The sequence below is a fragment of the Paenibacillus pedocola genome, assembly GCF_031599675.1.
GTDB lineage: Bacteria > Bacillota > Bacilli > Paenibacillales > Paenibacillaceae > Paenibacillus_AQ > Paenibacillus_AQ pedocola.
Genome location: NZ_CP134223.1, coordinates 735,471 through 760,864 on the forward strand (window position 1 = coordinate 735,471; position 25,394 = coordinate 760,864).

Sequence of the window (25,394 nt, forward strand, 5' to 3'; positions counted from 1 at the left end):
TACCAAGAGGGTACACTCCCGTAATGAAGATTTAGGAACACTTTGATAACTAGCACTAAGGAGGGATACTATGGATTTTGCCGGTGCATTTTCCGCCGCTAATTTAGGCTTTTTAATGGACGGCTTCTACCTTACACTGATTGTGGCTTTTGTGTCGATCATTCTGAGCTTTGTGATTGGCGTAATTGTCGGTGTAATCCGCTATGCAGAAGTGCCGGTCCTCTCGCCGGTGATGTTCTTTCTGGTCGAGCTGATCCGTAACTTGCCGCTGCTGCTGATTATTTTCTTCGTCCGTTTCGCGCTGCCTGAGGTAGGAATCAAGATGGGACTGACCACTGCTGCGATTGCCGCACTCACGATCTTTGAGGCTGCGATGATTGCTGAGATTGTACGCGGGGGATTAACGGCCGTTGACAAGGGACAGATCGAAGCCGCACGTTCGTCCGGACTCAGCAGCTTCCAGACGCTGTGGCATATCGTGCTTCCGCAGGGACTGCGTCATATGGTGCCGCCGCTCGTCAGCCAGTTCATTTCACTGCTCAAGGATACCTCACTCGCGACGATCGTCGCCCTGCCGGAATTGATGCATAATGCGAAGATCGTTATGGGGCAGAAGGAAAGCTTCACGATTCCTGTTCTTATGATGGTTGCCGTGCTGTATTTCGCAGTGAATTACCTGCTGTCACTGGTTTCGAGAAGACTTGAGCATAAAACGGCCTGATTTGGCGGAAACCAATACCATAGCATATAAAAGAAGCGGGGGTTATGGTAGTATAGTTGACAACATCTCTTGGCAGGAGCAGTGGGCGATGGGACAATCTATACTTAAATCCAGGGCTTTGCAGATCGCTGTGGTAGCTTTGGGGACAGCAGTGGCCGGGGAATTCAAAATAAATCCGTTTGACGGCGACATCTTCCGGATTGCACTAGGCAGCAGCGCTTTTCTGCTGTTTTTGCTTTTAATGAGGCGGCTGCCTTATATCACTACGGGAATCGCAACCGGTGCCACCGTGTTATTATTCCGCACCGGGATGGATGCTGCAGGCAGCAGCGGAACTTCGTTTCTGCAGAGCCTGAACAGCCATTTCTCAGCGATGGTCTATTATATCGTCTTCGCAGTGCTGATGAGTCTGATCAAAAGCCGGCTGGATACATTCCACCCTCTAGTCCTTGGCGGCGTGGCGGCGCTGATTGATCTGCTGTCGAATGAGATGGAGCTGCTTACCCGGCTGATTGTGCTGGACTCGGCCACCTTCCGGCTGAATGAATGGACGTTTCTGATGGCGATTGCGGTGATCCGCACTTATTTTACAACCGGGGTATACAGCAGTATTTCTGTCAGCCAGATGCGGATTACGCAGCGGGAGCAGAACCGGCGGATGGAGCAGATGCTCGGCTTCGGCTCAGGGCTGTATGGGGAAGTCTTTTATCTGGAGAAATCGATCGGGACGCTGGAGCGTGTGACTTTAAGCAGCTACGATCTTTACCGCAGCCTCAAGGCGGAGGAAGAACTGAGGCCTTACAGCCGCCAGGTGCTTGACATAACCCAGCAGATTCATGAAGTGAAGAAGGATTCGCAGCGTATTCTGGCGGGTCTGGTGAAGCTTGTGGAGCGTGAGGTGACCGGCGATCTGCCGTTGTCTGTGATCATGAAGTTTACGCTCAAGAGCAATGCCAAGTACGCTGAAATGCTGGGCAAGCAAATTCATTTTACACTTATGATGAACTCTGACTATACCACCGCTAGCTACATCCCTCTGTTAACTCTGCTTGGTAATCTAACGGCTAATGCGGTTGAAGTGATAAAAGTTGACGGCAGTGTGTCTCTTGAAGTGTATGAGGATGGGGAGAATACGGTTTTTGCAGTAGCGGACAGCGGCGGTGGGATTCCGGAACGTGACCGTGAGCTGCTGTTCGAGCCGGGCTTTACCACGAAGTTTGATCAGGAGGGCGTTGCGGCTACGGGAATTGGACTGTCGCATGTGAAGGACATTGTGGACTTATTCGGGGGACAACTTACAGTCGATAATGCCTCAAAGCATGGAGGGGCCAGGTTTCAGATTATTATGCCAACGGCAAAGCTGCGGAAGGAGGAGGAATAGGGAATGCCGCTATCTTTCTGTATTGTGGATGACGACGGATCAGCTAGAAGAATGCTGCAGCATATTATTGAGGACAGCGGACTTGGCGAAGTGACCGGTACAGCGGAATGCGGGCAGGACGGAGTGCGTCTGATTCTGGAGGAACGTCCGGATATTGTGCTGATGGATCTGCTGATGCCGGACCAGGACGGGATTGAGACGATTAATTCGCTGCAGGCCCAAGGCTGCCGCTCCAAGTTCGTGATGATCTCGCAGATTGAGAACAGTGATATGGTCGGCCGTGCCTACCGCAGCGGAATCGAGTTCTTCATCCGCAAGCCGATCAATAAAATCGAAGTCGAGTCCGTACTGCATAAAGTGAATGAGCGTTATGCGATTAACCGTTACCTGGATGAGATCAAATTGAGTCTCGGCAAGCTGGAAGGGCTGCAGTTCGGACTGGCGCCGGCAGCGGTGAATAAACGTTCTGTGAAAGAGATTATCCAGCCGATTCTGATGAATATGGGCATGATCTCTGAGGCCGGAAGCCGGGATATCATTCTGATGATGGAGCTTACGGCCGCTAGAGAAGATAACCGGACCCTTCCCCCGCTCAAGGAGTTGTATGAGATGGCCGCGGCCACCTATAAGACTTCTCCTGCTGAAGCAGCCAAAGAGGTCAAAGCGATTGAACAGCGGCTGCGCCGTGCTTTGTCTGCCGGGCTGATGAATCTGGCTTCGATCGGGCTGACCGATTACGGGAATCCGAAGTTTGAGCATTATGCGCCGCTGTATTTCGACTTTGAAGAGGTGCGGCTGAAGATGAAAGAGATCGAGCTGGGCCGGGATTCCGGCAAAGTGAAGGTCAATCTGAAGAAGTTCCTGCAGGTGCTGCATTTGGAGCTGCTGGAAGGCCTGGGCCGCTAATTCTGCGGACGGCAGGGCATGACAATCCGACAACCACTGGAACCGCTGAACAGCGGGCTGGCGGTTATTTTTTTGCAGATGGACAGGGATTTGGGCAGAAGCCGCCGCATGCTGTACAATGGTAAATAAAGCCGCTGCAAGCTTAGAAACAGGATTAAACGGAGGACTCATAGATGATACGTACACTGGCGGTAACACATGAGGGTGAAGTGCTGACAGATCTGCCGCTTCAGAGCATAACGATAGCTGATTATGCCTGGATCTGGGCGGATTTCGCCTCCCCAACACCGGAGGAAACGCTCCTGCTCGACACCTATTTTCATTTTCACCCTCTGGCGATAGAGGATTGCATGCATGTCCTGCAGCGGCCCAAGCTGGATTATTACGAGAATGTGCAGTTTTTAGTGCTGCATGCGCTCAATGAAGTGACGCTGGAGGCGGAGGAAATAGACCTGTTCTTAAACAAAAGCTTCCTCGTCTCCTATCATCACCAGCAGAAATCGGAAATGGATGAAGCCTGGGGGATAGTGCAAGGGGAAATCCACAGCCGTAAAGGCTGGTCCGGAGGCCCGATGGCTGCCGCCTATACCGTGATGGATAAGCTGGTCGACAAATATTTTCCCAGCCTGTACGGTCTGGAAGACGAGCTGGCGGACCTCGAGAGCATGGGCAGCACGGAATCGGTGGAGGAGCTGATGAGCCAGGTGTTCAATGTGCGGGGGCGGCTGCTCAAGCTGCGCCGGACGATTGTTCCGATGCGTGATCTGATGTACCGGATCGTCAATTCGCAGCATGTGCAGAGCAACGGGGAGGAACGGATCTATTTCGGCGATATCTATGATCATCTGCTGAAACTGACCGACATGATTGAGGTCGACCGGGAAATGACCGCCGATCTGCGTGACAGCTATATCTCTCTCAATTCCAACCGGATGAATTCCATAATGAAGACACTCACCGTGATCACGACGGTATTCATGCCGCTGACCCTGATCGCGGGAATCTACGGTATGAACTTCAGAGTGATGCCGGAGCTGGACTGGGCATACGGGTATCCTGTGATCCTGCTGCTGATGCTGCTGCTGGGGATGGGCATGTTCCGGTGGTTCCGGCGGAGCGGCTGGTTTAAGTAGAGCGGAAGAGCCTGCATTAACAAGAAAAAAGCGTGAAACGCCACCGCTAAGTGCGGCGGCGTTTCACGGAGGCAGGAGAAGACTTGCGATTTTTTTTGGGTGGGGATTTACGGCGCTGCGTAGAGGGGCGTCTTTTTTTGCGCGATTTGGGCTTATACAGGGCAGCATCCTCTTCCGCGGCCAGTGCGCCCGAGCCTTTCTTTTTACCGAAGGTGCCCATAACGAGCTTCACCATCGGTGCCATTTGCTGAAAGCCCTGCATCACCTTCTGTACCTTGCCCATAGAGTTTACGATCCCGTCGATACCGCCCATCCGGTCAATAATTCCTTTGAGCTGATCCATATTGGCCAGATTGCCGAGATTCCCGAGATTGAGACCGCCCAGCAGTCCGCCGGCTTTTGGGGCAGCGGCAGCTTCGGTTACGGGTACAGCCAGCGCTGCTTCTGCCGCCTCCGTCCCAAGCGCAGGAAACATTCCGGCTTCCACAGGGGGAGGCGGCTGGACGTATGAACCGATTCCGGGATAGGGCGAATAATTATACGGACCGGCCAGTGAACGTCTATCCCGGCTGGAATGATTGTAGTAATGATTAGGCATAACATCACATTCCTTCGTTAGTGGTTTGCTATACTGTATGTCATAGGCGAACATAAGGTATAGACAAACGCCCGGGTTACCGGGATAGCAGCGGAAAAGGGCGAATGCCCATCAGGCGTAAGCGGAAGTGAAGAAACCGTGTCCATGCTTGATTTTCGGTGCTTATGTAGTACTATAATTAAGGCGGTAAATCCTATAGAGTAGAGGAAGCGGGTTTTCATTTACATAAGATTGTGTGCGCCTGTGGTGGACGGTTGTCCATTGTTTTCGTTCTTTACAGCGTGAAATCGTTAATGCTTGAAAAAACTGCTCCAGTACAATATAGTAGAGGCAAGATAGTCGGTTTAACTTTATATTTTTAATGTTTTAATGTCAGTTTTGTATAATGCTTAATCAGTGAAAATGATGCTGACCAAACTTTTAGGGGATGATCTACGATGCAGCTTAAGAAGCTAAACGATAAAAGTATTGACCAATTATTCGAGGCGATTCTAACACTCAAAAATATGGAAGAATGTTATGTGTTCTTTGACGATCTGTGCACTGTGAACGAAATTCAGTCGCTGTCTCAGCGTCTGGAGGTTGCACGCATGCTCGGCAAAGGCTCTACCTATAACCAGATCGAAGCCGAGACCGGAGCAAGCACAGCGACAATCTCACGGGTTAAGCGCTGCCTGAATTACGGTAATGACGGCTATAAATTAACGCTGGAACGTCTGGGGCGTTAAGACATGAAGCCGGGCGTACTTATTATCAGTCATGGCTCCCGCGACAAGGCCTGGGTTTCTATTGTAGATGAAGCAGTGGGCCATTTATCGCTGGAGGAAGAGCTGCCGGTGGCGGTTTCTTTTCTGGAGCTGGTAGAAGGCCGTTTGATTCAAGATGGTATAAATGAGCTGGAATCTGCAGGGGTCACAGATATTATTGTGATCCCCTTGTTTGTTTCCTCAGGAAGTACGCATGTCGATGAGATAGAGTATGCAATTGGGGCGAAGCCTGCCCCTGAACGCGAGACCGATCTGGAATGCTTCGAGGTGCAGGCTAATGTGCATTACGGCTACCCGGTTGACGATGATCCGGATATTGCCGTAATGCTCTGGGACAAGCTGCGGGAGTTGTCTGTCCAACCGGAGCGGGAGACCATTCTGCTCGTGGGGCATGGCAGCATACATGACGGCTTCCGCCAGCGCTGGGAAGTTGGCATCTCCTCCCTGGCGGAGCGGGTACGCCAGGTCAGCGGAGTGGCGGCGGCAGATTACGGTCTGCTGAACCCCGAGAATGTAAGAGAACGGGCTGAATATTGGATCGGGCAGGGCCATGATGTACTGGTGGCTCCGCTCTTTCTGAGTGAAGGCTATTTCACTAAAGTAGTCATTCCGAAGCGGCTTGAGGGCCTCAAGTATGCTTATTCAGGCAGCACCCTGCTGCCGCATCCGCTGCTGCCGCACTGGATTGAGCAACAGGTGCTCAAGATGCTGGAGAAGCTGCGGGTTCATTAATTGCGGAATTCACACTCCAGGAGTGTTGATTTCTGCCGCTGCCGCATACATATATTTAGATTGCCTGCTGATCACTAGACATTGAACTTAAATGCGGTAGCGTGTATGTCCGAAGATCAATGAGGTTTACGGCTTAATTGTACTTTGTACAATAGAATGCTTACCGATCTGCGGAAAAACGCATTCTGCTGCATTTCGTACAACGGAATATGGAAAGGTGGATTGAAAACGCCTTAATTCCAGAATTCTGCTGCACAAAGTACAATGGATTCCATTTGCGGGCCGATTAAACGGGGATCTGATGCAGAAAGTACAATAGAATATACCCTCACCTTAACATTGGCCGGAAGTCCGAACGTTCCCCGCAATCTGCGTACAATGCCGCGTAGAAAGTAAAAAGGTGCAACTTTTAAAGTGAAATATATTCGCCGGTTAGTCTCCAACATTGCTTGTAGGGTGCTGAATTGGGTATAATCAGTAAGGTTATCTATTATATAAACAGGTGGCGTTCCGGTAATGAAAACTGCGAGATTGATTTATAATCCCACTTCTGGTCGGGAAGAAATGAAAAAGCGACTCGCCGACATTTTGGACCGGCTGGATATAGGCGGCATTGAAGCAACTTGTCATGCTACAACCGGAGAAGGCGATGCTACTGCAGCTGCAGCAGAGGCGGTTGAACGCGGATGTTATGATCTGATCATAGCAGCCGGCGGCGACGGCACGCTGAACGAGGTTATTAACGGTATGGCGGAGAAGCCCAATCTTCCCCCGCTCGGCGTATTGCCGCTGGGTACTACCAATGATTTTGCCCGGGCGATGGGCATTCCGAAGAACTGGGAGGATTCCTGCGATCTGATTCTGCGCCAGGAGTCGCGCCTGATTGACCTCGGCAAAGCCAACGACCGATACTTCATTAATATAGCCGGCGGCGGCCGCCTGACCGAGCTGACATACGAGGTTCCCAGCAGACTCAAGACGATGATGGGACAACTGGCTTATTACCTCAAAGGGATTGAGAAAATGGCCAGCCTGTCACCGCAGGAGCTGTACATCCGCGCGAACGGCCAGGAGCTGATCCATGACGAGTTCATGCTCTTCCTGATCGCCAACACCAACTCCGTCGGCGGCTTCGAGAAGCTGGCCCCGGATGCCCGCATCGACGACGGTCTGTTCGACGTCATTGCCGTCAAGAAATGCAACCTTGCCGAGTTCGTCCGTCTGGTCACGCTGGCCATCCGCGGTGAGCATCTGCAGGACAAAAAAGTCGTGTACTTCCGTACCGATGCGATGGAAGTCACCTCCCCGGGATACGTCCAGCTCAATCTGGACGGGGAACTCGGCGGCACCCTGCCGGGCAAGTTCCAGATCCTGCCGCAGCATCTGCGGATTTTTGCGCAGAATAACTAAGGGTAAGGGAGTTTCGGAGATGCGGCTGATGAGGTCGCATTGTAAGACGTTAACATGACAGAAATGCTCCACTTGATTCGTGCGGTGGCCCGCCCGGGTCGGCTGGAGCTTTTGTATTAGTATTAGAAGAACACGAAAGAAGTGAATATATAGCTATGAGTAAACAACGCAGTGGACGCAGCGCAAGCCGCCGGGAAGGCACGGCACCTGCCGCCGGACTGCCAGTGAATAAGAATGACGAGGTTATGCTCGATATCATCGGCATGACCCATGAAGGTGAAGGGGTAGGCCGCGTAGAAGGCTTTACCCTTTTTGTGTCTGGAGCCCTGCCCGGTGAGAAGGTCCGGGCGAAGGTGCTCAAGACCAAGAAGCAGTATGGCTACGCCAAGCTGCTTGAGCTTGTGCAGGCCAGCGGCGACCGCATCGCGCCGCCATGCCCGATCTACGACCAATGCGGCGGCTGCCAGCTGCAGCATATGGATTACACCGCCCAGCTGGCGTGGAAACGCCAGCTGGTGGTGGACAATCTCCAGCGGATCGGGAAGCTGGAGGTGGCTGGGGCGCCGGGAAGAGGCGCGGAAGCCGGGAGTGGCGATGGTTTGGCAGGGACGGAACGGGTGGCGGCTGAGGGAGAGAGCGTGGCGAGTGGAAGTGCTGCGAGGGCTCAAGCGGAGGGTATCATTGTTCAGCCTACCCTGGGTATGGACGAGCCTTGGCGTTACCGTAACAAGGCCCAAGTACCGATCGGCGTCACCGAAGGCGGACTGGTCGGCGGCTTCTACGCCCGCGGCAGTCACCGGATCGTTGATATGGAGACATGCCTGATTCAGCACGAACATAACGACGACGTCGTTTCAGCGGTGAAACGTATTGGCAGAGAGCTGGGCATCTCCGCCTATAATGAAGAAACTGGACGCGGACTGCTGCGCCATGTCGTCGTGAAGAAAGCCTTCCGCACCGGTGAAATGATGCTCGTCCTCGTAACCAACGGCCGTGACATTCCGCATCTGGACGCCTGGCTCGGCAGCATCCGGGAACAGCTCCCGGATGTAGTCAGCATCTGCCAGAACGTGAACACCCAGCGCACAAATGTCATCTTCGGCAACGAAACCCGTGTCCTGTGGGGCAGAGATGTTATCTATGACTATATCGGTGATGTGCAGTTCGCCATCTCCGCCCGATCATTCTATCAGGTAAACCCGGCACAGACTGAAGTACTATACGGTAAAACTGTAGAATATGCCGGACTGACTGGCAACGAAACGGTTATTGATGCCTATTGCGGTATCGGAACAATCTCGCTGTTCCTGGCGCAGCACGCGGCTAAGGTATACGGAGTGGAGATTGTGCCTGAAGCTATTGAGGATGCCCGGGGAAATGCCCGCCTTAATAATATGAACAACGTAGTGTTCGAGGTTGGCGCGTCCGAGGACGTAATTCCAAACTGGAAAGAGCAAGGCGTCACGCCGGACGTCATCGTCGTCGATCCGCCGCGTAAGGGCTGCGATCCTAGGTTATTAGAGACAATTCTTACGATGAAGCCGGAGCGAGTGGTGTATGTGTCGTGTAATCCATCGACACTTGCGAGGGATTTACGGGTACTGGAGGATGGCGGGTACAAGACAATGGAGGTAACTCCAGTGGATATGTTCCCGCATACCGTGCATGTGGAGTGCGTAATATGGATGGAGAGAAGGGGCTAGCCGATATGGCTATGCCCCTTGTTTTAATGGGTTTTGGAAGTTGCAACTGATTTCGATAGTACCGTCTTCGTGAACGTCAACACGGTTAATCATCTTGTGAATCATATCCCTCAGTATTTCCTCGTTACTTACGTCTAGCGCGGCGAAATTCATTAACTCAGCCTTGAATGCCGATACACGCGATTCCGTATCATGTTCGTGGGCGCGATTTCTACTTGAAGTCGCGCCCCACGTTCCTCTAATGCTTGGCGTTCGTTCTTTACCGCTAAAGAACAAGCGTTGAACATTTCCTTTTCAATATCGCCGCTAGTCCATTTCCTCGTAAGCTGTACAAGTTCCCTATCCAATTTACTGATTTCGCGTTGAACCTTATCGAGTTCCTCAACGGCATTATTTTTCTTGATTCCTGCTCGTTGAATTGTAACGTCCACAAGGGATTGCATATTTAGCGAGTTATCAATTAAATCCTTTAGGTGTGTAAGGACAGCTAACCGGAGTTTACCCATCTTTGCGCCGCGCCAAATTTCTCTGAAAAGTGCTTACCTGCAATAATCGGTTATAAATAAAAAAACCATATTGAAAATACAATTCTAAGCCAACTTAACCCCGCCAATTATGACAAAACTCTTTACGGAACTTATGCGCCCAAATCGTAACTGCATGTGAGCTATTCTTGCTATTAATATTTTATAAGAAAGATTAGGTTGGCAATATTTTAGCTTAATTTCAAATGGGATTTGTCGATTACTGAAAGTCACTAATTTAGTCCGGGACAATAAATTGCCTAGTAGGCAATCATAATAAAAAAGATGAAAAGCATCAAGCATTTATATAGGCATAGTTATCTAGGTCAATATATCTAAAAATCAGATCAACATAAAAGGTAGTTTGTGTTATTATTTGGATAGGAAAAATAAGGACGTGGTGATTTATTTTGATAGAAATTGAAAAAGATACGGTGGATATAGCAGAGCCTGTGGTTTCGGTTAAATTATCAAATACAGATTTATTGTTAGGAAAAGTAATTGAACCTATTAAGAGGCTACAAGTTATCTCCGACAAAGACTTTGAAGACCTTGTGAGAGAGTGGTCATGCGGCTATTTAAAAAATAAGTATGTCAAAGTACGAAGATGTGGCGCGGCAGGGGATATGGGGAGAGATGTTATAGCATATGTTAGCTATGACAAAAAAAATGATTTGATATGGGATAATTATCAATGTAAACATTATAATGCTCCTTTAGCCCCAAGTAGTATTTGGATTGAACTAGGAAAGCTATGTTACTACTCTTTTATAAAAGAGTACTCAATACCTAGAAAGTATTATTTTGTAACACCCAATGGCGTCTCAACAAAGCTATCTAATTTAATTGACTCACCCAATAAACTAAAAGAGGGACTAATAAAAGAGTGGAATGATAAATGCCAGAATCACATTATCACAGGGAAAAAGATTGATTTAGTAGGGGACTTTCTTTCTTATGTAGAAGGTTTTGATTTTTCAATATTTGATGACATTGATCCACAAGAATTAATTGAGCAACACTCTAAAACTAAATATTTTTTCTATAGGTTCGGAGGGATACATAAAACCCGTCCTGAACCTGTTGAACCGCCCGAGAAAGTAACTACCACAGAGTTGCTTTATGTTAAAAAATTACTTGAGGCTTATTCGGACAATCATAAGTCTAAAATAAATGACATTTTACAACTTCCAAACCACTCTAATTATTTTAATCATTTCAATAGACAAAGAAAGTGTTTCTATTCTGCCGAATCTTTAATGTTATTTGAGCGGGATACTCTTCCCCCAGGTGTTAATGCTTACGAAGATTTAAAACAAGAGGTTTATGATGGAGTAATAGACATAATAGAGTCTAAACATGATGATGGATTTGAGCGTGTTAAAGCGGTTTGCAAAGCCGCAAGAAGCATTAATGTCCCAAGCTATCCATTATACACTTCTGTTAAAGGGAATGACTTAAACGGCTTATGTCACCATTTGGCAAATGAAGATAAGATAATAAGTTGGGTGGATTAAATAATGCCAAATAACACCGAATTGATAGGCTTTAATTCTTCTTTTGAAGTTGGTCTAAGAGCTCTTGTTATCCTTGGAATAGCCTCATCTAAAAATTTAGATTTACAAAGACTAATCTACTATGATTATTTGGTAATACATTCGAGTGATATCGGAGAGATTCATAGTCCTCAGTCCATACACCCAGATACTCCACATAGATCAGGGGGGATTATTGTAAGACGAAAAGCTATGCAGGAGGGCTTAGAACTAATGTACAGCAAGAGCTTGATTAACATTGTATATGATGAAAATGGTATAAGCTATTCGGCTTCAGAATTGACAATACCTTTTCTTAACTTACTAGAATCTTCCTACAGTAAAAGATTATATGACAATGCCGAATGGGTTTTGAATTATTTCTCTAAATTCTCTGATGAAGAATTAAGAGCATTTATTGAAAAAAACATTAATAAATGGGGCGGAGAATTTATGTATGAGGCATATGTAAGGGGAGGTATTGAATGACTACAGAGGGCTTCTATATAACAAAGCTACGTTTGGAAGGCAATGAAGAGTTGTTTTCAGAAATAGAACTAAAGAAAGGTCTTAATGTAATTGTCGGTCCGACGAATACAGGGAAATCATACATATTTGATTGTATAAATTATATGCTAGGTGGAAAGGATGCTCCTGAACAAATAGATGAGGTCATTGACAATGGATACCACACTATTTTTATGGAGATAGAAAGTAACAGGGGTCAAAGGTTTACTTTTAGAAGAGGGCTTTCTGGAGGAAACTTCATAAAGTATAATTGCCCTTTAAATCAGTTGACACAAGATACCTCATATGAAACTCTTTCTCAAAAACATAGCGGTAAGAAAGATAGTATGTCAAGGTTCTTAATGTCTTTATCAGGATTTGAAGAAACAAATTTATATATTAAAACCAACCTAGCTAATAAATTAAATCGTTTTACTTATAGAAATTTCAATGATTTCGTATTGATAAATGAGATGAAAATAATCTCAAAAGAATCACCTGTTCATTCAGATAACAATAAGACAAAAACAGCTGAAGAATCCGCATTTAGACTAATACTAACTAATAAAGATGACAGCCAATTAACTGAAAATTTTAAAGAGAACAGTTCGAATACATCCGTTACTGTTCAAATAGAATTAATTGATAGTTTAATTAATACCTTGGACTTGAATACAACACGAGTCCTGCTAGCGTCAAACGAGGACATTGAGGCGCTTATCAATAATTTAACTGTTAAGAGGAGTGGAATTAGTTCTGATATTGAAAGTTTATCAAAAAGTAGAAAAGTCTTATGGACTGAGATTCAACAATGTGAATCTAAAATGTTATCTACAAATGAATTGCTGAAGAGATTTCGTTTATTAAATGATCAGTACAAAACAGATATCGATAGAATTTCTTTTTTAATAGAGGGTGAGCATTATTTTTCTTTGTTGAATTACGAGAAGTGCCCTACCTGTGATCAGACTATTAAAAATGGGATACTCACATGTTCGCATATAGAAAAAGACCAAAAACAGGAATCGTATAGAATTGAACTCCAGAAAATTTCACTGCATCGTGAGGATCTACTTAATACAATCACAGTAATGGAAGAAGAATTTGATTTATTAGTTAGTGAATTAGAGAATAAGAAAAATGAGTATAACCGTTTGAGTAAAATAATAGATGAACAATTAGAACCCCAAAGTTTCATTGTGCAGGAAGAACTCCGAAAGGTCCTAGAAACGCAGAAATATATTAATGAAACAGAAGAAAAGAAAAACACACTAAATAAGTTGCTCAACGAGAAAAGAAAACTACTAGGTCTTATCGGAAGTGAGTCTGAAGCAGAAATTGATAATACCCCTGTTGTAAATGATTACTCCAGTTATTATGAAAAACTATGTGAAAGTATTCAATATTATTTAAAAGGTTGGAAATACCCAGGATACGAAGATATTAAATTCGATAATAGACAGAAAGATATTATTATTTCAGGAAAGTCAAGAAGGCTATTTGGTAAAGGTTATCGTTCAATTTCTTATAGTGCTTTTGTGTTGGGCTTGATGCGATATTGCAATCAAAATGGCTTGCCCCACCCCGGTTTAGTTGTTCTTGATTCTCCAATTACCTCGTACAAAGAGGAAGACGGAGACGAAGATAAGACTTCTGAGGATTTACAAGCAAGGTTTTTCGAGTATTTATCCCAATTCCCCTACAATAATCAGGTAATCATTTTAGAGAACAAAATACCTCCGAAGAATGTGATTCAAAATATTAATTATATCGAATTTACAAAAAATCACGATAGAGGTCGGTATGGATTTATTGTATTTTAGGAATAACTAACATAGCGAATACTGTCACATCGAAAAGCTGTCTACTTAAATTTGGTTGGATTTCTTTAGAATAATATCGACCAAAGCAAGGTTTTTTACAAATTGACTCGAATTGAATTAATAGGGTAAATAATTTTATAGAAAGAGGGTATTTATATGGAACTAATCGTAGTAGAAAATGTTGAGTTTACTAAAGCAATAGATGAGGTTAATAATTTATTCACTTCTGAACAAAAAGAAAAATATAAAATTGTACCTAGGAATATTGAGTTTAATTTCGGTGATTTAGAAATATGGTTTGGAGCTATTACAGCTGTTTATACGGTAATTCAAATCGTAGATTTGGGTGGAAAAAAAGTAAATGAAATGGTGAAGAACAGAGAGTTGAAATATGAAAAAGACCAAGAGACGTTTGAAATTAAAGATGTGAAGCAAAAAAATAGCGATTATTTTATCACCGTTGAGGATAAGGAAGTGAAAATATCTGTGAAGAAAGAAGATAAAGCATATTCAATTAAAATTGATAATGTAAAAAGTTTAGGGAAATAAAATGAATAAAAATGTGAGTTTCGCAAATCTTCAAAAGTGGAGTGTGAATTGGAAAGATGTATCGGATATTGCCATTTGTAGGCATGAATTAATACACTCAGAATTTTTTATTCATACGGTATATGGCTCTTACCAATCTTTAATTAGCAAATTAATAAAACAACATTCTGATGATAACCCCGACTACAGAAATCAGTTATTAATACTAAATTATGAGTTATATAAGCAAAGTGTATATGCTCATGAAGTAGTTGCTACTTACTGTTCAATAAAACAACTAGATGTAGAATTAATAGAAAATTATCTTTGTACCTTATCAACAGAGTATATGAACTATTACAATACTCTGTCTAAATTAATAGATCCATACTTTAAGAGTACATATATGCAATATTTAGTTGGGCATAGATTAGTAAGTCTTTGCTTTGACTCCTACATCAGAAATGATATAGAAAGTTGTTTGGGAAGCTATAATTGCTATATTGATAAAACCAATTCACCGAACTATAGACTTAATGAAATATTGAGCAATATTAATGAAAACGATTTAAAAAATCTGGATAATAGTTTGAAACTTTTCTTGGACAAAGAGATAGTTAAATTTATTAAAGAATTTGATTATCAAAAGGAGGAAGATTGGAAAGAGATTAATCTGCAAAATCAAAATACACTAAACAAATTATTTGGAGATCATATTTATGACTATTTAAGAGAACTACTTGAAAATCGAAATGTAATTAAATGCTCATATATTGAAGAGGAACAGGAGGGGTTTTTAGAGGTAATAAATAATCTTGATAAGAATTTGTCTGTGAAAATATTATCTGAGTATGACTTTGAAAAGCTTAAGATAGCAGGATTAGAACAATCTGACTATGATGTGATTGGTAATATGCATATTAATAATAGTCAGATTAATAATCATGCAAAATATAGATTCAATGAAAACGTTGTAACGCCTGAGAAAATCCCAGTTTTTGAACATGGACATTGGCCAGTATTAAATGAGCTTTCGGTTATTCACACGGATAAAATATATGATCCAGATAAAAAGGATGATGTTTGGTTTGCTGTGAAGACAAGGAACTCAGATTATCAAACGTCTGCTTGTTGTATTAATAAGAAAATGTACATGGATATACTAAATAATAATGTTAATACTCATATATTTGACAATAATGAAATAAATACAAATATCATTGGTATTCATGCTAGTTGCTTTAACGATACTTTCGAAAGTATAGAAAAAAGAATACTTGAAAGTATAAATTCTATATTCCTAGGCGATCAATATTATGTGATTAGTAAAAACAATAGACAAAAAAATCAACAGAGACATCTAGAATCCAAGATGAAAAACGTTTTGTGGTATATGCACGGAGATTTTATAGCATGGATTAATTTCTTGCTCAGTACCAAAAAAGTTAAGTGTATGACAGTGCAGTTTAATGATAATAACGCAACTAATCTTGATCTATTGGTTTCGAAGAAGTTAAAGAATAGTATATTTTTTGGAGCTGTGGTTTTCTATTCAGATTACCTTCCGGGGACATTTATTAGATATTTTAATGTGAGTTCATACCAACTCGCATATTTAAGAATACTAGAATTGATAAATAGTAAACGTTTAATTGTCGAAGATCATTCAAAATCTACACGAAGGTTCCATGAAAAGAAGGTTATTCGAGCTTTTAAGGTGATTGAATCGGTTTGGGAGTTTTATTAGTTTTCAAATATTCTTTTCATCAAACTTAATCGTATCTTTAATCATATTAGTGAAAATTTCATTTATTTTCTCTGAATATCTTGATTTCTTAGATCAGTTGCCAAGTATGAATTCGCCGCCATCTTTCAACCTAACTCACTTCACCTCAAGTTTACAGTTCATACGGTAGTGAGTTAGTAGTAATGTAAAATGAGTTCATAAACAAGCGACTACTGCCACATCAAGTTGTCTATTTTATGCAACCCGCACATGTGGAGTGCTGTGTGTCGCTCGTAAGAAAGTAAGATTATAAGAGCCACATTTACCTACTATATTAAACTGTTAGAGCCTAAGCGGAGTCAGCGCTTGGGCTATCCTTGTGAGGAGATACTGTAGTAGAGCCAATTTGAAAGATGTTCAGGAAATGGAAGGGGATTGAAGAAATATGTCGAACTGTTATGAGGGTAATGATTATTTGTAACAATCTGGCACGAGGCTGGAAGTATACTCATGAAGGATTGAGAGGTTTGAGTATGAGTAAATTAATTGATAGCAGTATAACAATATACGAGGCTTTACAAAACATCAAAAACGGCAAGTTTGTTATGCCTGCATTTCAAAGACAGTATGTTTGGAGCATTGAGCAAATTGAAAAGTTGTGGGACTCCATTCTGCTTGATTACCCAATTGCCACATTCCTGTTCTGGCACGTGGATGATGACAATGTGACATGGGATACATACTTCTGCAACTTCCTGTCTGAGGTAACGTTCGATAGCAGAAAACAGGCAGACAGCGTAAATTATGAACTGTCCAGCATAGATGTGAAGATTACTGATACTGCGGTGTTGGACGGACAGCAGAGATTGACTTCTCTGTTTCTGTCCTTGTTAGGAGGTGCCTATATTCGGCAAAAACACGCAAGGAAGCAAAATAGTGGTGGATTGGTCACAAAGCTATTGATTGAATTGAATAAGAATAAGCTGACAGTTGATGAAGAGGAATATAATAGTAAAAAGTATGACATCAAGTTCAGTGAAAAGGTAGGTAAGCTGAGTCCGACACAGTTTGAAATTAAGAGTATTCTAGACGAGAAGTTCCAGGATGGATCCACCAGAGACCAAGCAATCGATGAAGCCATTGCCAATGTTCCGGCAGACAGTAAACAGTATGCAAGGGATATTCTAAATAAGCTGTATAATAAAATCTTTGTAGAAAAGCTGATTCGTTTTACAGAAATCCAGGACATGAAACAGGATGATGCCCTTGAGATGTTCGTAAGATTTAACAGCGGTGGCAAGGCACTCCGCAAATCGGAAATTACGATGTCCATCCTTGAGGCATATTGGCCAAGTGCAAAGACGGAGTTCGGAAAACTACTTGTGGAGTCTTATGATGGATTCGGTTCGGATTTTATTATCCGTTCTGCTCTTATGCTTTATGGTGATGTTGTAAAGTCAAATATTAACAAGCAGATAGCAGAGGAACTGAAGAATAACTGGAGTGCTTTCAGAAAGGCACTAAAGGATCTGGAAACTGTGCTGAAGGGTATGAAAATCGAGGTCAGCCGTTTTTCAAGCAGCTGGAACGTACTGTTACCTATAATCTACTTTATTTATTACAACCCAGAATATAATAAAAACCTTGATGGCATTCGTGCTTATTTGATTAGAGCGGTTCTGTTCACGTATTTCCAATCTGGCACAACTAGCAAACTTCAACAGATGAAGAGTAACATCAACAGCTATGATTATGAAATCAATGTGGATATGCTCAACCAGATGAATGAACTCAGAGTAACGGACGGCAAAATTGAAGATGTACTCAATGCAGAAAAAGGCAGTAGAGTTGCTGGAGAGGCACTATATTATCTGTCCCTTGACTGGATGAACAGAAACTTTAAGTATGAGCAAGACCATCTGCATCCATATGACAGATTTGAAGGTAACAAGCCTGTGTCTGTTTCTATGGAAGATTGGAAAAGGTGGCGTGGAAATCGTAATCGACTACCTAATCTACATTTGCTTGAAGGTAGAAGTAACGGGAGCAAAAATAATATGCGACTTGTTGATTATTACAATGATATGAATGATCATCAGAAAGCGGAGTTCCTGAAGCAGGCTATGATTGCAGATGGTGTTTCACTTGAAATTGAGGATTTTGAAAAGTTTTATGAGGCAAGAAAAGCAATACTCTCGGAAAGGGTACGAGAGTTGCTAGGGTGATTAACTTTTGTTAGGTCAAATAGATATATTTACGAGTGGTAAGGTTGAATGTGAAACATATCGTATTGACAAATAACATGGACCCAAACCACTTTTATTTTTAACAATAACTAATACCTCCCTAGGAAAAATTAACCGGTTGGTTCCCGACGTTCCCCACTTTTTTAGATCTATTATGTGTTGACACTGTATACTCATCCCATGTGGAGGCTGTTTGTTCCTTGATCTATAAAGGTGTATCCAACAAATAAACCCCTGATATTACAAATATACTCGTGCTAAAAATCGAATAAAGTCGTGATAAAATCATCTAATCGCTAAATGGAGCACGGTGTAAACCCAGATCCATGCGATTCCGCAGAGCCGACCGATTTTCAGGATTTTCTCCTGCATTTCGATCGGTTTTTTTCTCTTTTTCCTTTTTCTCAGCCCCCTCGCCTTATCACCCCAATCTTTTTTCTCATCCATTTTCTCTCTCTTTTTTTTAACCTAACCTCTGGAATCTCTTGCCACACCAGCATTCTCTATTTTTTTACTCGACTCTTTTCCTGAAGCTTTTAAGCCTATCTCATGTGTTTCCTCGGCTTTTTAATCGATCATTTACCCTGATTATGTTCTTCCTAAACCCGGCACTTTACCTATGTTTTCTCCTGCTCTGACGGTAGATGGTTAGGTATTTGACGTAGAGAAGAAAAAAGGCGAGAGAAGGCTGTGATGCTTGTTGGAAGTGGGGTTTGGGCGATTGGAACGGGAGGAGGCGGCCCCTGTGAATTTCAAGCCTTTCCCTGTGTTTTTAGCAAGAGTTTATTTATTCAGGTAACGGTGGAATGCGGGTTTGAGGATTTTTTTTAGCAGAAGTTTATTCATTTTGACGTCAAGCGTTGAAAATTAAGGGGGTTAAGCACAAGTGAAATGTGGTATTTGGGAGTGTCCCGAATTTTGTGTTCATTACTATTTCTGAAGTAAACACAGTTGTGATGAGCTTATATCCAGTTTACATTCAGTTTGCTTATTAGTGAGTGCTATAATATTTTTTCCAAGTCGTGGTCAATCTCCTCGAATTTCCTGTACTCATGCAGGATATTTAACGAATCCAAATATAAATGTAAAATTTCATTATCGCAAAATAATATGTCAGCTGTGCCGATATGAATATCAATTTTTAGTTTACCGCGAATTTTTTCCGCATTTTGCCGTACCAAGCATAAAATATTGTTTTCCTCCAAATACCATTCTTCTCTCATCATATCTTCGTATAACTCGATGACTTTTTCCGGTGCTACCCCCACAGTACGAAATTCTTTGAAATAGAGATGGTGATAGGTTCCTGCGTAAGGGGTTACGGAACTAAACAGCTCGGGGTGCTTAACTGCATAATAAAACGCCATGTTGCCGCCCATCGAAAACCCTGACAGCATTCTGTTCTCACGGGTTGTGTCTGTTCTGTACTGACCGTCGATATGGGGAATCAGTTCCTTAATAAGGATGGATTCAATTTGCAATAAGGCATCGAAATAATTGTCTTCCGACGAAATGGCGTTGACAAAAACAGTAATGGCTCGTCTGTTTTTATAGACCTTTTCCAGCGGCCATATCTCGGAGGATTCGTTGCCCGTCCATCCGTGAATGTGGTACGCAACCGGATATTTTTCGCCGCAGTCTTTGTACCCAGACGGAAGATAGATATTATAGCCTACTTCATGATTTAATACTTGGCTGTAAAATGTTTTATGAGTAACATATTGAGGTGATTCTGCTGGCGGGTTTACAAAGTTCATTCAACACTCCTCCGATGCCGACTAATATAAATTAAATTATTGACCTTAAGAAAACAATTACATCTTAAAAAATATTTCTACTATTTGATTATATTGCTAGACAGACAGTTATTCAAATGACAGGAACTTCTGGCGTAGTTACTATTCTACGGTATGAGGTCTTTTTGTCATTGTCCTTTTTCTTTGTTCTGCTCACTGTTCTAAGAATTGGTGTATCCCCCAAATAAACCCGTGATATATCGTAGCGGTGCTAGTTAAATGAGATAGGACTAAACAAAATGTGACGGTAGCAGAACCCTTCCAGCATGGCGGATGGGTTCTTAGGTTTATATGGTTCTACGAGTTAATGAATTCTATCCAATGACAGCATAACGAAGAGATGTGCGGGAATCCACGTCTCTTTTTTTTGTTACCACGCGTGAATTCCGGCTGGAAAATGAAATGAAGGTAATAATTCTATAAAGGTATATTTTTCAAATAAAAAACAAAAAAATATGTGCAAGGATTCTTATTGGTCAATCGTATCCAGTATAGAAAGGAGAAGAAATGGCCCAATTACCGATTGATATCAACGATAATATTTCAGCTGCGCTCACCCAATATTCTGACCTTGTACGTCGAATATGCTTTATATATCTACATAATAGTGCAGATGTGGATGATGTTTTTCAAGAAGTATTCCTAAAGTTGTTACAAAATAACTCCCGCTTTGAAAGTGCTGAACATGAAAAAGCATGGCTAATCAGAGTTACAATCAATAAATGCAAGGACATCTTAAAAAGCTTTTGGAGAAAGAAAATGGTTTCAATTGAAGGTATGGAATTACCATTTGAAGATCAAGCAGAAAATGAACTCCTGCAGGTCGTTTTATCGCTTCCGGACAAGTACAAGGATGTTATCTATCTATTTTACTACGAGGAGTATACCGTGCCTGAAATGGCTCAGTTACTAAATAAAAAAGTAAACACTATCTATTCTCACTTACACAGAGCAAGGGAACTTATGAAACAAAAGTTAGGAGGCAAAGAACATGATTTCACGTTTTAAATCTGCGATCAATCAAATTAAAGCGGAAGAGGCCTTAATAAGCAGAACTGAAGTATTTCTAAAAGACGCATTAATGAAAGAGAATACTAAAAACATAAAATACAGTCATTGGAGGACATTCTTTATGAAGAAAAAGTTAGTAGCAGCTGCATGCATGGCAACCTTAATCGTTGGTGGAGGCGGTGCGGCATACGGCTATTATCAAACACCGGTATCATACCTTAGTCTGGACATTAACCCTAGTGTAGAAATAGGAGTTAATGCATTTGATAAAGTTGTAAAAGTTAAAGGAATCAATGACGACGGCAACAAGATATTGGCTAAAATAAACATAAAAGGTTCTAATGTTACTGTAGCTGTCAGCACACTGGTTTATTCTGCCGTTGATAATGGTTTTATAGCTGTTGACGGTTCATCTGTTGTTTCTCTTACCTCTGAAACAGATGATTCAAATACTGCAGCCGAACTTGAAAATGATGCTGAAACCGGAGCAAATCAGGCTTTACAGGAAACTGACACAACAGCAACTGTTATCAAAGATAATGTTGCCCTTGCCCGCAGGGATCAGGCGAGAGCTTTAGGTATCAGCCCTGGAAAGCTTAATCTTATTAATAAGCTTCAAAAAGTTGATCCAACCGCTACTGTGGATCAATATAAAGATGCAAGTGTCAAAGATATAATGAAAACTATAAAAGAGAGCAAAGACAAGCTTAAGAATAACGCTGATAATAAGGATGAAAATAAAGATCAAACCAATAGTACAACCGACAATAATACAAACGACAATAATACAACCGACAATAGTACCAATACTAGCACCACTAACACCGGCACTGCCACAGACACAAGCGATGCAAATAATACAAATGCAGCTAAAATAAATAATGGATCTAAAGCTAATGAAAAAGAAGATAAGATAAGCAGTGAGGACAAGGATAGCAAAGATAATAATGCCGCCAGTGTGACCAATAAATCTAAAATAGATGATGCTGAAGATAACGATAAAAAAGAAGTAGACAACAAAAACCAAGGCGCAACCAAAAGTAATGCTGCACCTCATGAAAATAAGAATAGTGACGCAAATACAAATGCAAATAAGAATGGTGATGAAAAAGTTAAGAATGAAGATAATTAACTAAGGCAAAATTCTAAAGAAGAATGGGCTATGTTTTTCTGACAACGAAAAACATAGCCTTTTTTGAGGTTACAGGAAATTAAAAAAGCACAGAGCAGCCATAAGAGCTACCCTGTGCTAATTGCCGTTTGGAGAGAAGAAACTAATCTTCCAACCTCCATATATGTTTATCCGCCCGGAACGGCAGGCAAGAACATGCACCGAAAATTCCGATCGCAAGGAATAGCAAAGCTGCTCCGGAGCCTTTGCCTGTGCCGACCAGTGTGACCCACAGGCTGTTCATTGGCTGGACTGCCATAAAGGGTTCAAACACCCGGTCAACCAACACGCCACCGCACAGATATCCTACAGGAATGGTGAAAAACTGTAAGGTATTCCTTGCCGAGTAGACACGCCCCTGCATCTCAATTGGGATGGTTGAGCGGAAAAGCACATCCATATTAGCGTTCATCACCGGAATGAATATCCATCCGAGGATGGCGCCCAAACACCACACAGGTGTACTTCTGCCGAAGGCAAGGATGAAATTCTCGGAGCTCATGGAAAACAGCAAGCAATTCAAAATGACCCGAACCCGGCTTTTAGGCGGCGGCAGAATAGCAACCGCAAGGCTTCCAGCCATCATGGCTATCCCTGTAACGGTGTTGACCATACCTAGCGCTAACTCTCCGCCGCCAACACGTGAGAGCATCATTGCGGGCAGGGCAGCATTGAAGATAGACGCGGTAAAATTGATTACGGCCAAAAAAAGAATCAAATCGAGAATGCCTCGGTTGTCCCTGAGATACCGTAAGCCGCTTTTGGCAGATTGTAATACCGACTCACTCCCCGTGCCGCTCTGGTTTGGAACTTGGGGGATATGGACAAAGCATAGCAACGCCATGAACGCTGTAGCAAATGTAATCAAATCAAACAGGATAACAACCCGGATACAAGTAAAGGAAAGCATTGAAGTGGCAAGTATAGGCGTCAGTATGGTAACCAGCGAATTGGAAAAGGAACGCATCCCGCTAACCTTCTGATAGTGTTTTTGCGGAGCCAACAGGCTGATCGCTACATCCGATGCCGGCTGCTGTACAGTGTTCATCAGTCCATTCAAGGTATTGATCAAATACAGATGCCAGATCTGGAGCTTACCCGTTGTCATCAGAATAAGGATCGAAACGGTACACAGTGCCGCAAAGCTGTCACTGATCAGCATGGTGGCCTTCTTGTTCCACCGGTCACTCAGTGCCCCTGCGAAGATACTCAGCAGGACATAGGGTGCATAGGAACAGATAACCAATAGCGAGCTGGTAAGAGCCGACCCTTGCTGCTGATAAGACCAGATCACCAAGGCAAAGGAGGTCATTGCACTGCCCAGTGCTGAAAATGACTGTGTAATCCATAAAATCAGGAAAGTCCGAAGCTCCCTGACGTTCGTTTTTAATTTTTTTATCATGACTCTGCTCCTCTTTCAATGAATTCTTAACGATTCAATGAAAGTGCAAAGCCGAACGGACGAACTCAATCCGCTCCGTGCAGTTTCGTCCGGTTCAGACCTTGCACGGAGCGGTGCCACTGCATATTTTCATTTGGTTTCTCCTTCTTTATCGCCTGAAGTTAAATTCACCTTAAAGTAAATTCTTCTTTATTTTACCATGTGCGAACCCGGAAAATAATTATATAATTGAAATTTCCAAGGATGTAGCCCTTACCCGGTGAGTATGCTTCTCTTTGGGTTATGATATACTCGTTATGAACAGGTTAGTTTACTATTTCGGGATAAAGAGTGTCCCGGTATCTATAGAGAGGTTATTGATATGACAAACAATTTTTGGCGTGACTTACCACGGCCATTTTTCATACTGGCGCCCATGGAGGATGTGACGGATGTTGTTTTTCGCCATGTCGTAAGTGAAGCGGGCAGACCGGATGTATTTTTTACGGAGTTTGCGAATTCAGAGAGTTATTGTCACCCGGAGGGGCACCATGCAGTGCGCGGCCGTCTGACGTTTACAGAGGATGAACAGCCGATTGTAGCGCATATCTGGGGAGACAAGCCGGAATACTTCCGTCAGATGAGCATCGGAATGGCGAAGGAAGGCTTCAAAGGCATCGATATTAATATGGGTTGTCCTGTAGCGAATGTAGCAGAGAACGGGAAGGGGAGCGGCCTGATCTGCCGTCCCGAACTCGCAGCGGAGATCATCCAGGCGGCCAAAGCCGGGGGACTCCCCGTCAGTGTAAAAACAAGGCTCGGTTTCACAGACATCGACGAATGGCGCGGCTGGTTGACCCATATTTTGCAGCAAGACATTGTGAATCTGTCCATTCATCTGCGCACAAGAGAGGAAATGAGCAAAGTAGATGCCCACTGGGAGCTGATTCCGGAGATTAAGAAGCTTCGTGATGAGGTGGCACCACATACCCTGCTGACCATTAACGGGGATATCCCTGACCGTCAGACCGGCCTGAGGCTCGCTGAAGAGTACGGTGTGGATGGGATTATGATCGGACGCGGTATTTTTCATAATCCGTTTGCTTTTGAGCAGGAGCCGAAGGAGCACAGTAGTGAGGAGTTGCTTGATCTGCTGCGGCTGCATCTGGATCTCTATGATCAATACGCAGGACAGGCACCACGTGCCTTCAGCCCCCTTCAACGATTCTTCAAAATCTATGTCCGCGGTTTCCGCGGGGCAAGTGAATTAAGAAATACCTTGATGAACACCAAGTCCACAAAAGAAGTGCGTGCGCTGCTTGATGAGTTTGCAAGCAAGGTGCAGGATGACGAGGAACGTAAGGATCAATCGTAAATTACAAATTTCCCTTGTTCATGCAGCATTTTTATAGATTCCACCATATGATTAATTTGTTCTTCGGAGTGTCTTTCCCATGATCCTAATTCCGCTATGATTTTGAGTGGAGATTTGGATCTATAAGAACGTGTCGGGTTTCCGGGGAATCTTTTGTCCGTTACGTTCGGGTCATTTTCAAACTCGCCTAAGGGCTCAACCATATAAATCCTTTCTTTGGTTTCAGAAGCTGCTAATTCGGCACCCCATTTGGCAGCCTCTAACGTGGCCGTGAAATAGATATAATTGGATTTTTTATTCTGGTAATTAGATAAGTGTTGAGGTTCTAACAAATCTCCAATCTTCAGCTCTGCTTTCGTACCGTGTAAAAAAGGGCCGTTATCCAGCACATCTTTTGGGTTATTCATATAGATCCACCTC

Annotated in this window: 22 protein-coding genes; 17 read left to right on the forward strand and 5 right to left on the reverse strand. The window is 43.1% G+C overall.

Translation table 11 applies throughout. From position 1 onward, the window contains the following. The first annotated feature begins 70 nt into the window (after positions 1 to 70). The 4 genes from QU597_RS03220 (at position 71) to corA (ending at position 4,141) form a co-directional block, all read left to right on the forward strand. A complete protein-coding gene (locus QU597_RS03220; RefSeq protein ID WP_310831338.1) occupies positions 71 to 721 on the forward strand; it encodes an amino acid ABC transporter permease in 651 nt (216 codons plus the stop codon). Positions 722 to 809: 88 nt separating this feature from the next. Further along, on the forward strand, positions 810 to 2,102 hold the full coding sequence (locus QU597_RS03225) for an ATP-binding protein (RefSeq protein ID WP_310831339.1): 1,293 nt from the start codon (positions 810 to 812) through the stop codon (positions 2,100 to 2,102). 3 nt (positions 2,103 to 2,105) lie between these two features. After that, on the forward strand, positions 2,106 to 3,008 hold the full coding sequence (locus QU597_RS03230; RefSeq protein WP_310831340.1) for a response regulator: 903 nt from the start codon (positions 2,106 to 2,108) through the stop codon (positions 3,006 to 3,008). Positions 3,009 to 3,181: 173 nt separating this feature from the next. Then, entirely contained in the window at positions 3,182 to 4,141 is a 960-nt protein-coding gene (gene corA / locus QU597_RS03235) for a magnesium/cobalt transporter CorA (RefSeq protein ID WP_310831341.1), read from the forward strand. 46 nt (positions 4,142 to 4,187) lie between these two features. Here the strand turns inward: corA and QU597_RS03240 are convergent, their stop codons facing one another. Beyond that, positions 4,188 to 4,739: a tyrosine protein kinase gene (locus tag QU597_RS03240; protein ID WP_310831342.1), complete on the reverse strand. Its 552-nt coding sequence runs from the start codon at positions 4,737 to 4,739 to the stop codon at positions 4,188 to 4,190. Positions 4,740 to 5,176: 437 nt separating this feature from the next. On the opposite strand from QU597_RS03240, the gene QU597_RS03245 reads away from it, so the two are divergent. The 10 genes from QU597_RS03245 to QU597_RS03290 all read left to right on the forward strand — a co-directional run bounded on the left by QU597_RS03245 (position 5,177) and on the right by QU597_RS03290 (position 18,219). Further along, positions 5,177 to 5,467 carry a YerC/YecD family TrpR-related protein gene (locus tag QU597_RS03245; RefSeq protein WP_019913624.1) on the forward strand — a complete coding sequence of 97 codons (291 nt, stop codon included), beginning with the start codon at positions 5,177 to 5,179 and terminating at the stop codon, positions 5,465 to 5,467. A gap of 3 nt (positions 5,468 to 5,470) precedes the next feature. Then, a complete protein-coding gene (locus tag QU597_RS03250) occupies positions 5,471 to 6,238 on the forward strand; it encodes a sirohydrochlorin chelatase (RefSeq protein ID WP_310831344.1) in 768 nt (255 codons plus the stop codon). A gap of 516 nt (positions 6,239 to 6,754) precedes the next feature. Next, positions 6,755 to 7,648 carry a diacylglycerol kinase gene (locus tag QU597_RS03255; protein ID WP_054943765.1) on the forward strand — a complete coding sequence of 298 codons (894 nt, stop codon included), beginning with the start codon at positions 6,755 to 6,757 and terminating at the stop codon, positions 7,646 to 7,648. A 155-nt stretch (positions 7,649 to 7,803) separates the two neighbouring features. Next, positions 7,804 to 9,351, forward strand: coding sequence for a 23S rRNA (uracil(1939)-C(5))-methyltransferase RlmD (gene rlmD, locus QU597_RS03260; RefSeq protein ID WP_310831345.1), 1,548 nt, complete (start codon positions 7,804 to 7,806; stop codon positions 9,349 to 9,351). 934 nt (positions 9,352 to 10,285) lie between these two features. Then, positions 10,286 to 11,392 (forward strand): ABC-three component system protein, encoded by a 1,107-nt coding sequence (locus QU597_RS03265; RefSeq protein ID WP_310831346.1) that lies wholly within the window; start codon positions 10,286 to 10,288, stop codon positions 11,390 to 11,392. Between the two features lie 3 nt (positions 11,393 to 11,395). Further along, positions 11,396 to 11,899, forward strand: a complete 504-nt coding sequence (locus tag QU597_RS03270) for an ABC-three component system middle component 2 (protein ID WP_310831347.1) — start codon at positions 11,396 to 11,398, stop codon at positions 11,897 to 11,899. Next, the gene (locus QU597_RS03275) at positions 11,896 to 13,740 is read left to right on the forward strand and encodes an AAA family ATPase (RefSeq protein ID WP_310831348.1); all 1,845 of its coding nucleotides are present in this window, start codon (positions 11,896 to 11,898) and stop codon (positions 13,738 to 13,740) included. Before QU597_RS03270 ends, QU597_RS03275 begins: the two co-directional genes overlap by 4 nt. Before the next feature lie 156 nt (positions 13,741 to 13,896). Next, positions 13,897 to 14,289, forward strand: coding sequence for a hypothetical protein (locus tag QU597_RS03280; protein ID WP_310831349.1), 393 nt, complete (start codon positions 13,897 to 13,899; stop codon positions 14,287 to 14,289). Between the two features lies 1 nt (position 14,290). Further along, on the forward strand, positions 14,291 to 16,015 hold the full coding sequence (locus QU597_RS03285; protein WP_310831350.1) for a hypothetical protein: 1,725 nt from the start codon (positions 14,291 to 14,293) through the stop codon (positions 16,013 to 16,015). Between the two features lie 512 nt (positions 16,016 to 16,527). After that, positions 16,528 to 18,219: a DUF262 domain-containing protein gene (locus QU597_RS03290; protein WP_310831351.1), complete on the forward strand. Its 1,692-nt coding sequence runs from the start codon at positions 16,528 to 16,530 to the stop codon at positions 18,217 to 18,219. Positions 18,220 to 18,525: 306 nt separating this feature from the next. Here QU597_RS03290 and QU597_RS03295 read toward each other — a convergent pair whose 3' ends face one another. Continuing rightward, the gene (locus QU597_RS03295; protein ID WP_310831352.1) at positions 18,526 to 18,687 is read right to left on the reverse strand and encodes a hypothetical protein; all 162 of its coding nucleotides are present in this window, start codon (positions 18,685 to 18,687) and stop codon (positions 18,526 to 18,528) included. A gap of 554 nt (positions 18,688 to 19,241) precedes the next feature. After that, the gene (locus QU597_RS03300; protein ID WP_310831353.1) at positions 19,242 to 19,997 is read right to left on the reverse strand and encodes an alpha/beta hydrolase; all 756 of its coding nucleotides are present in this window, start codon (positions 19,995 to 19,997) and stop codon (positions 19,242 to 19,244) included. Between the two features lie 546 nt (positions 19,998 to 20,543). On the opposite strand from QU597_RS03300, the gene QU597_RS03305 reads away from it, so the two are divergent. Both QU597_RS03305 and QU597_RS03310 read left to right on the forward strand, forming a co-directional pair. Then, complete coding sequence (locus tag QU597_RS03305) at positions 20,544 to 21,044, forward strand: RNA polymerase sigma factor (protein ID WP_310831354.1); 501 nt, start codon at positions 20,544 to 20,546, stop codon at positions 21,042 to 21,044. After that, positions 21,028 to 22,179: an anti-sigma-I factor RsgI family protein gene (locus QU597_RS03310; RefSeq protein WP_310831355.1), complete on the forward strand. Its 1,152-nt coding sequence runs from the start codon at positions 21,028 to 21,030 to the stop codon at positions 22,177 to 22,179. The genes QU597_RS03305 and QU597_RS03310 overlap by 17 nt, the downstream gene beginning before the upstream one ends. Positions 22,180 to 22,321: 142 nt before the next feature. On the opposite strand, the gene QU597_RS03315 is transcribed toward QU597_RS03310, so the two are convergent. Further along, a complete protein-coding gene (locus QU597_RS03315) occupies positions 22,322 to 23,620 on the reverse strand; it encodes an MFS transporter (RefSeq protein ID WP_310831356.1) in 1,299 nt (432 codons plus the stop codon). A gap of 361 nt (positions 23,621 to 23,981) precedes the next feature. Here QU597_RS03315 and QU597_RS03320 point away from each other — a divergent pair, with 361 nt between their 5' ends. Continuing rightward, positions 23,982 to 24,974 carry a tRNA dihydrouridine synthase gene (locus tag QU597_RS03320; RefSeq protein ID WP_310831357.1) on the forward strand — a complete coding sequence of 331 codons (993 nt, stop codon included), beginning with the start codon at positions 23,982 to 23,984 and terminating at the stop codon, positions 24,972 to 24,974. Here the strand turns inward: QU597_RS03320 and arr are convergent. After that, on the reverse strand, positions 24,965 to 25,381 hold the full coding sequence (arr, locus tag QU597_RS03325) for an NAD(+)--rifampin ADP-ribosyltransferase (protein ID WP_310831358.1): 417 nt from the start codon (positions 25,379 to 25,381) through the stop codon (positions 24,965 to 24,967). The genes QU597_RS03320 and arr overlap by 10 nt on opposite strands. Between the last annotated feature and the right edge of the window lie 13 nt (positions 25,382 to 25,394).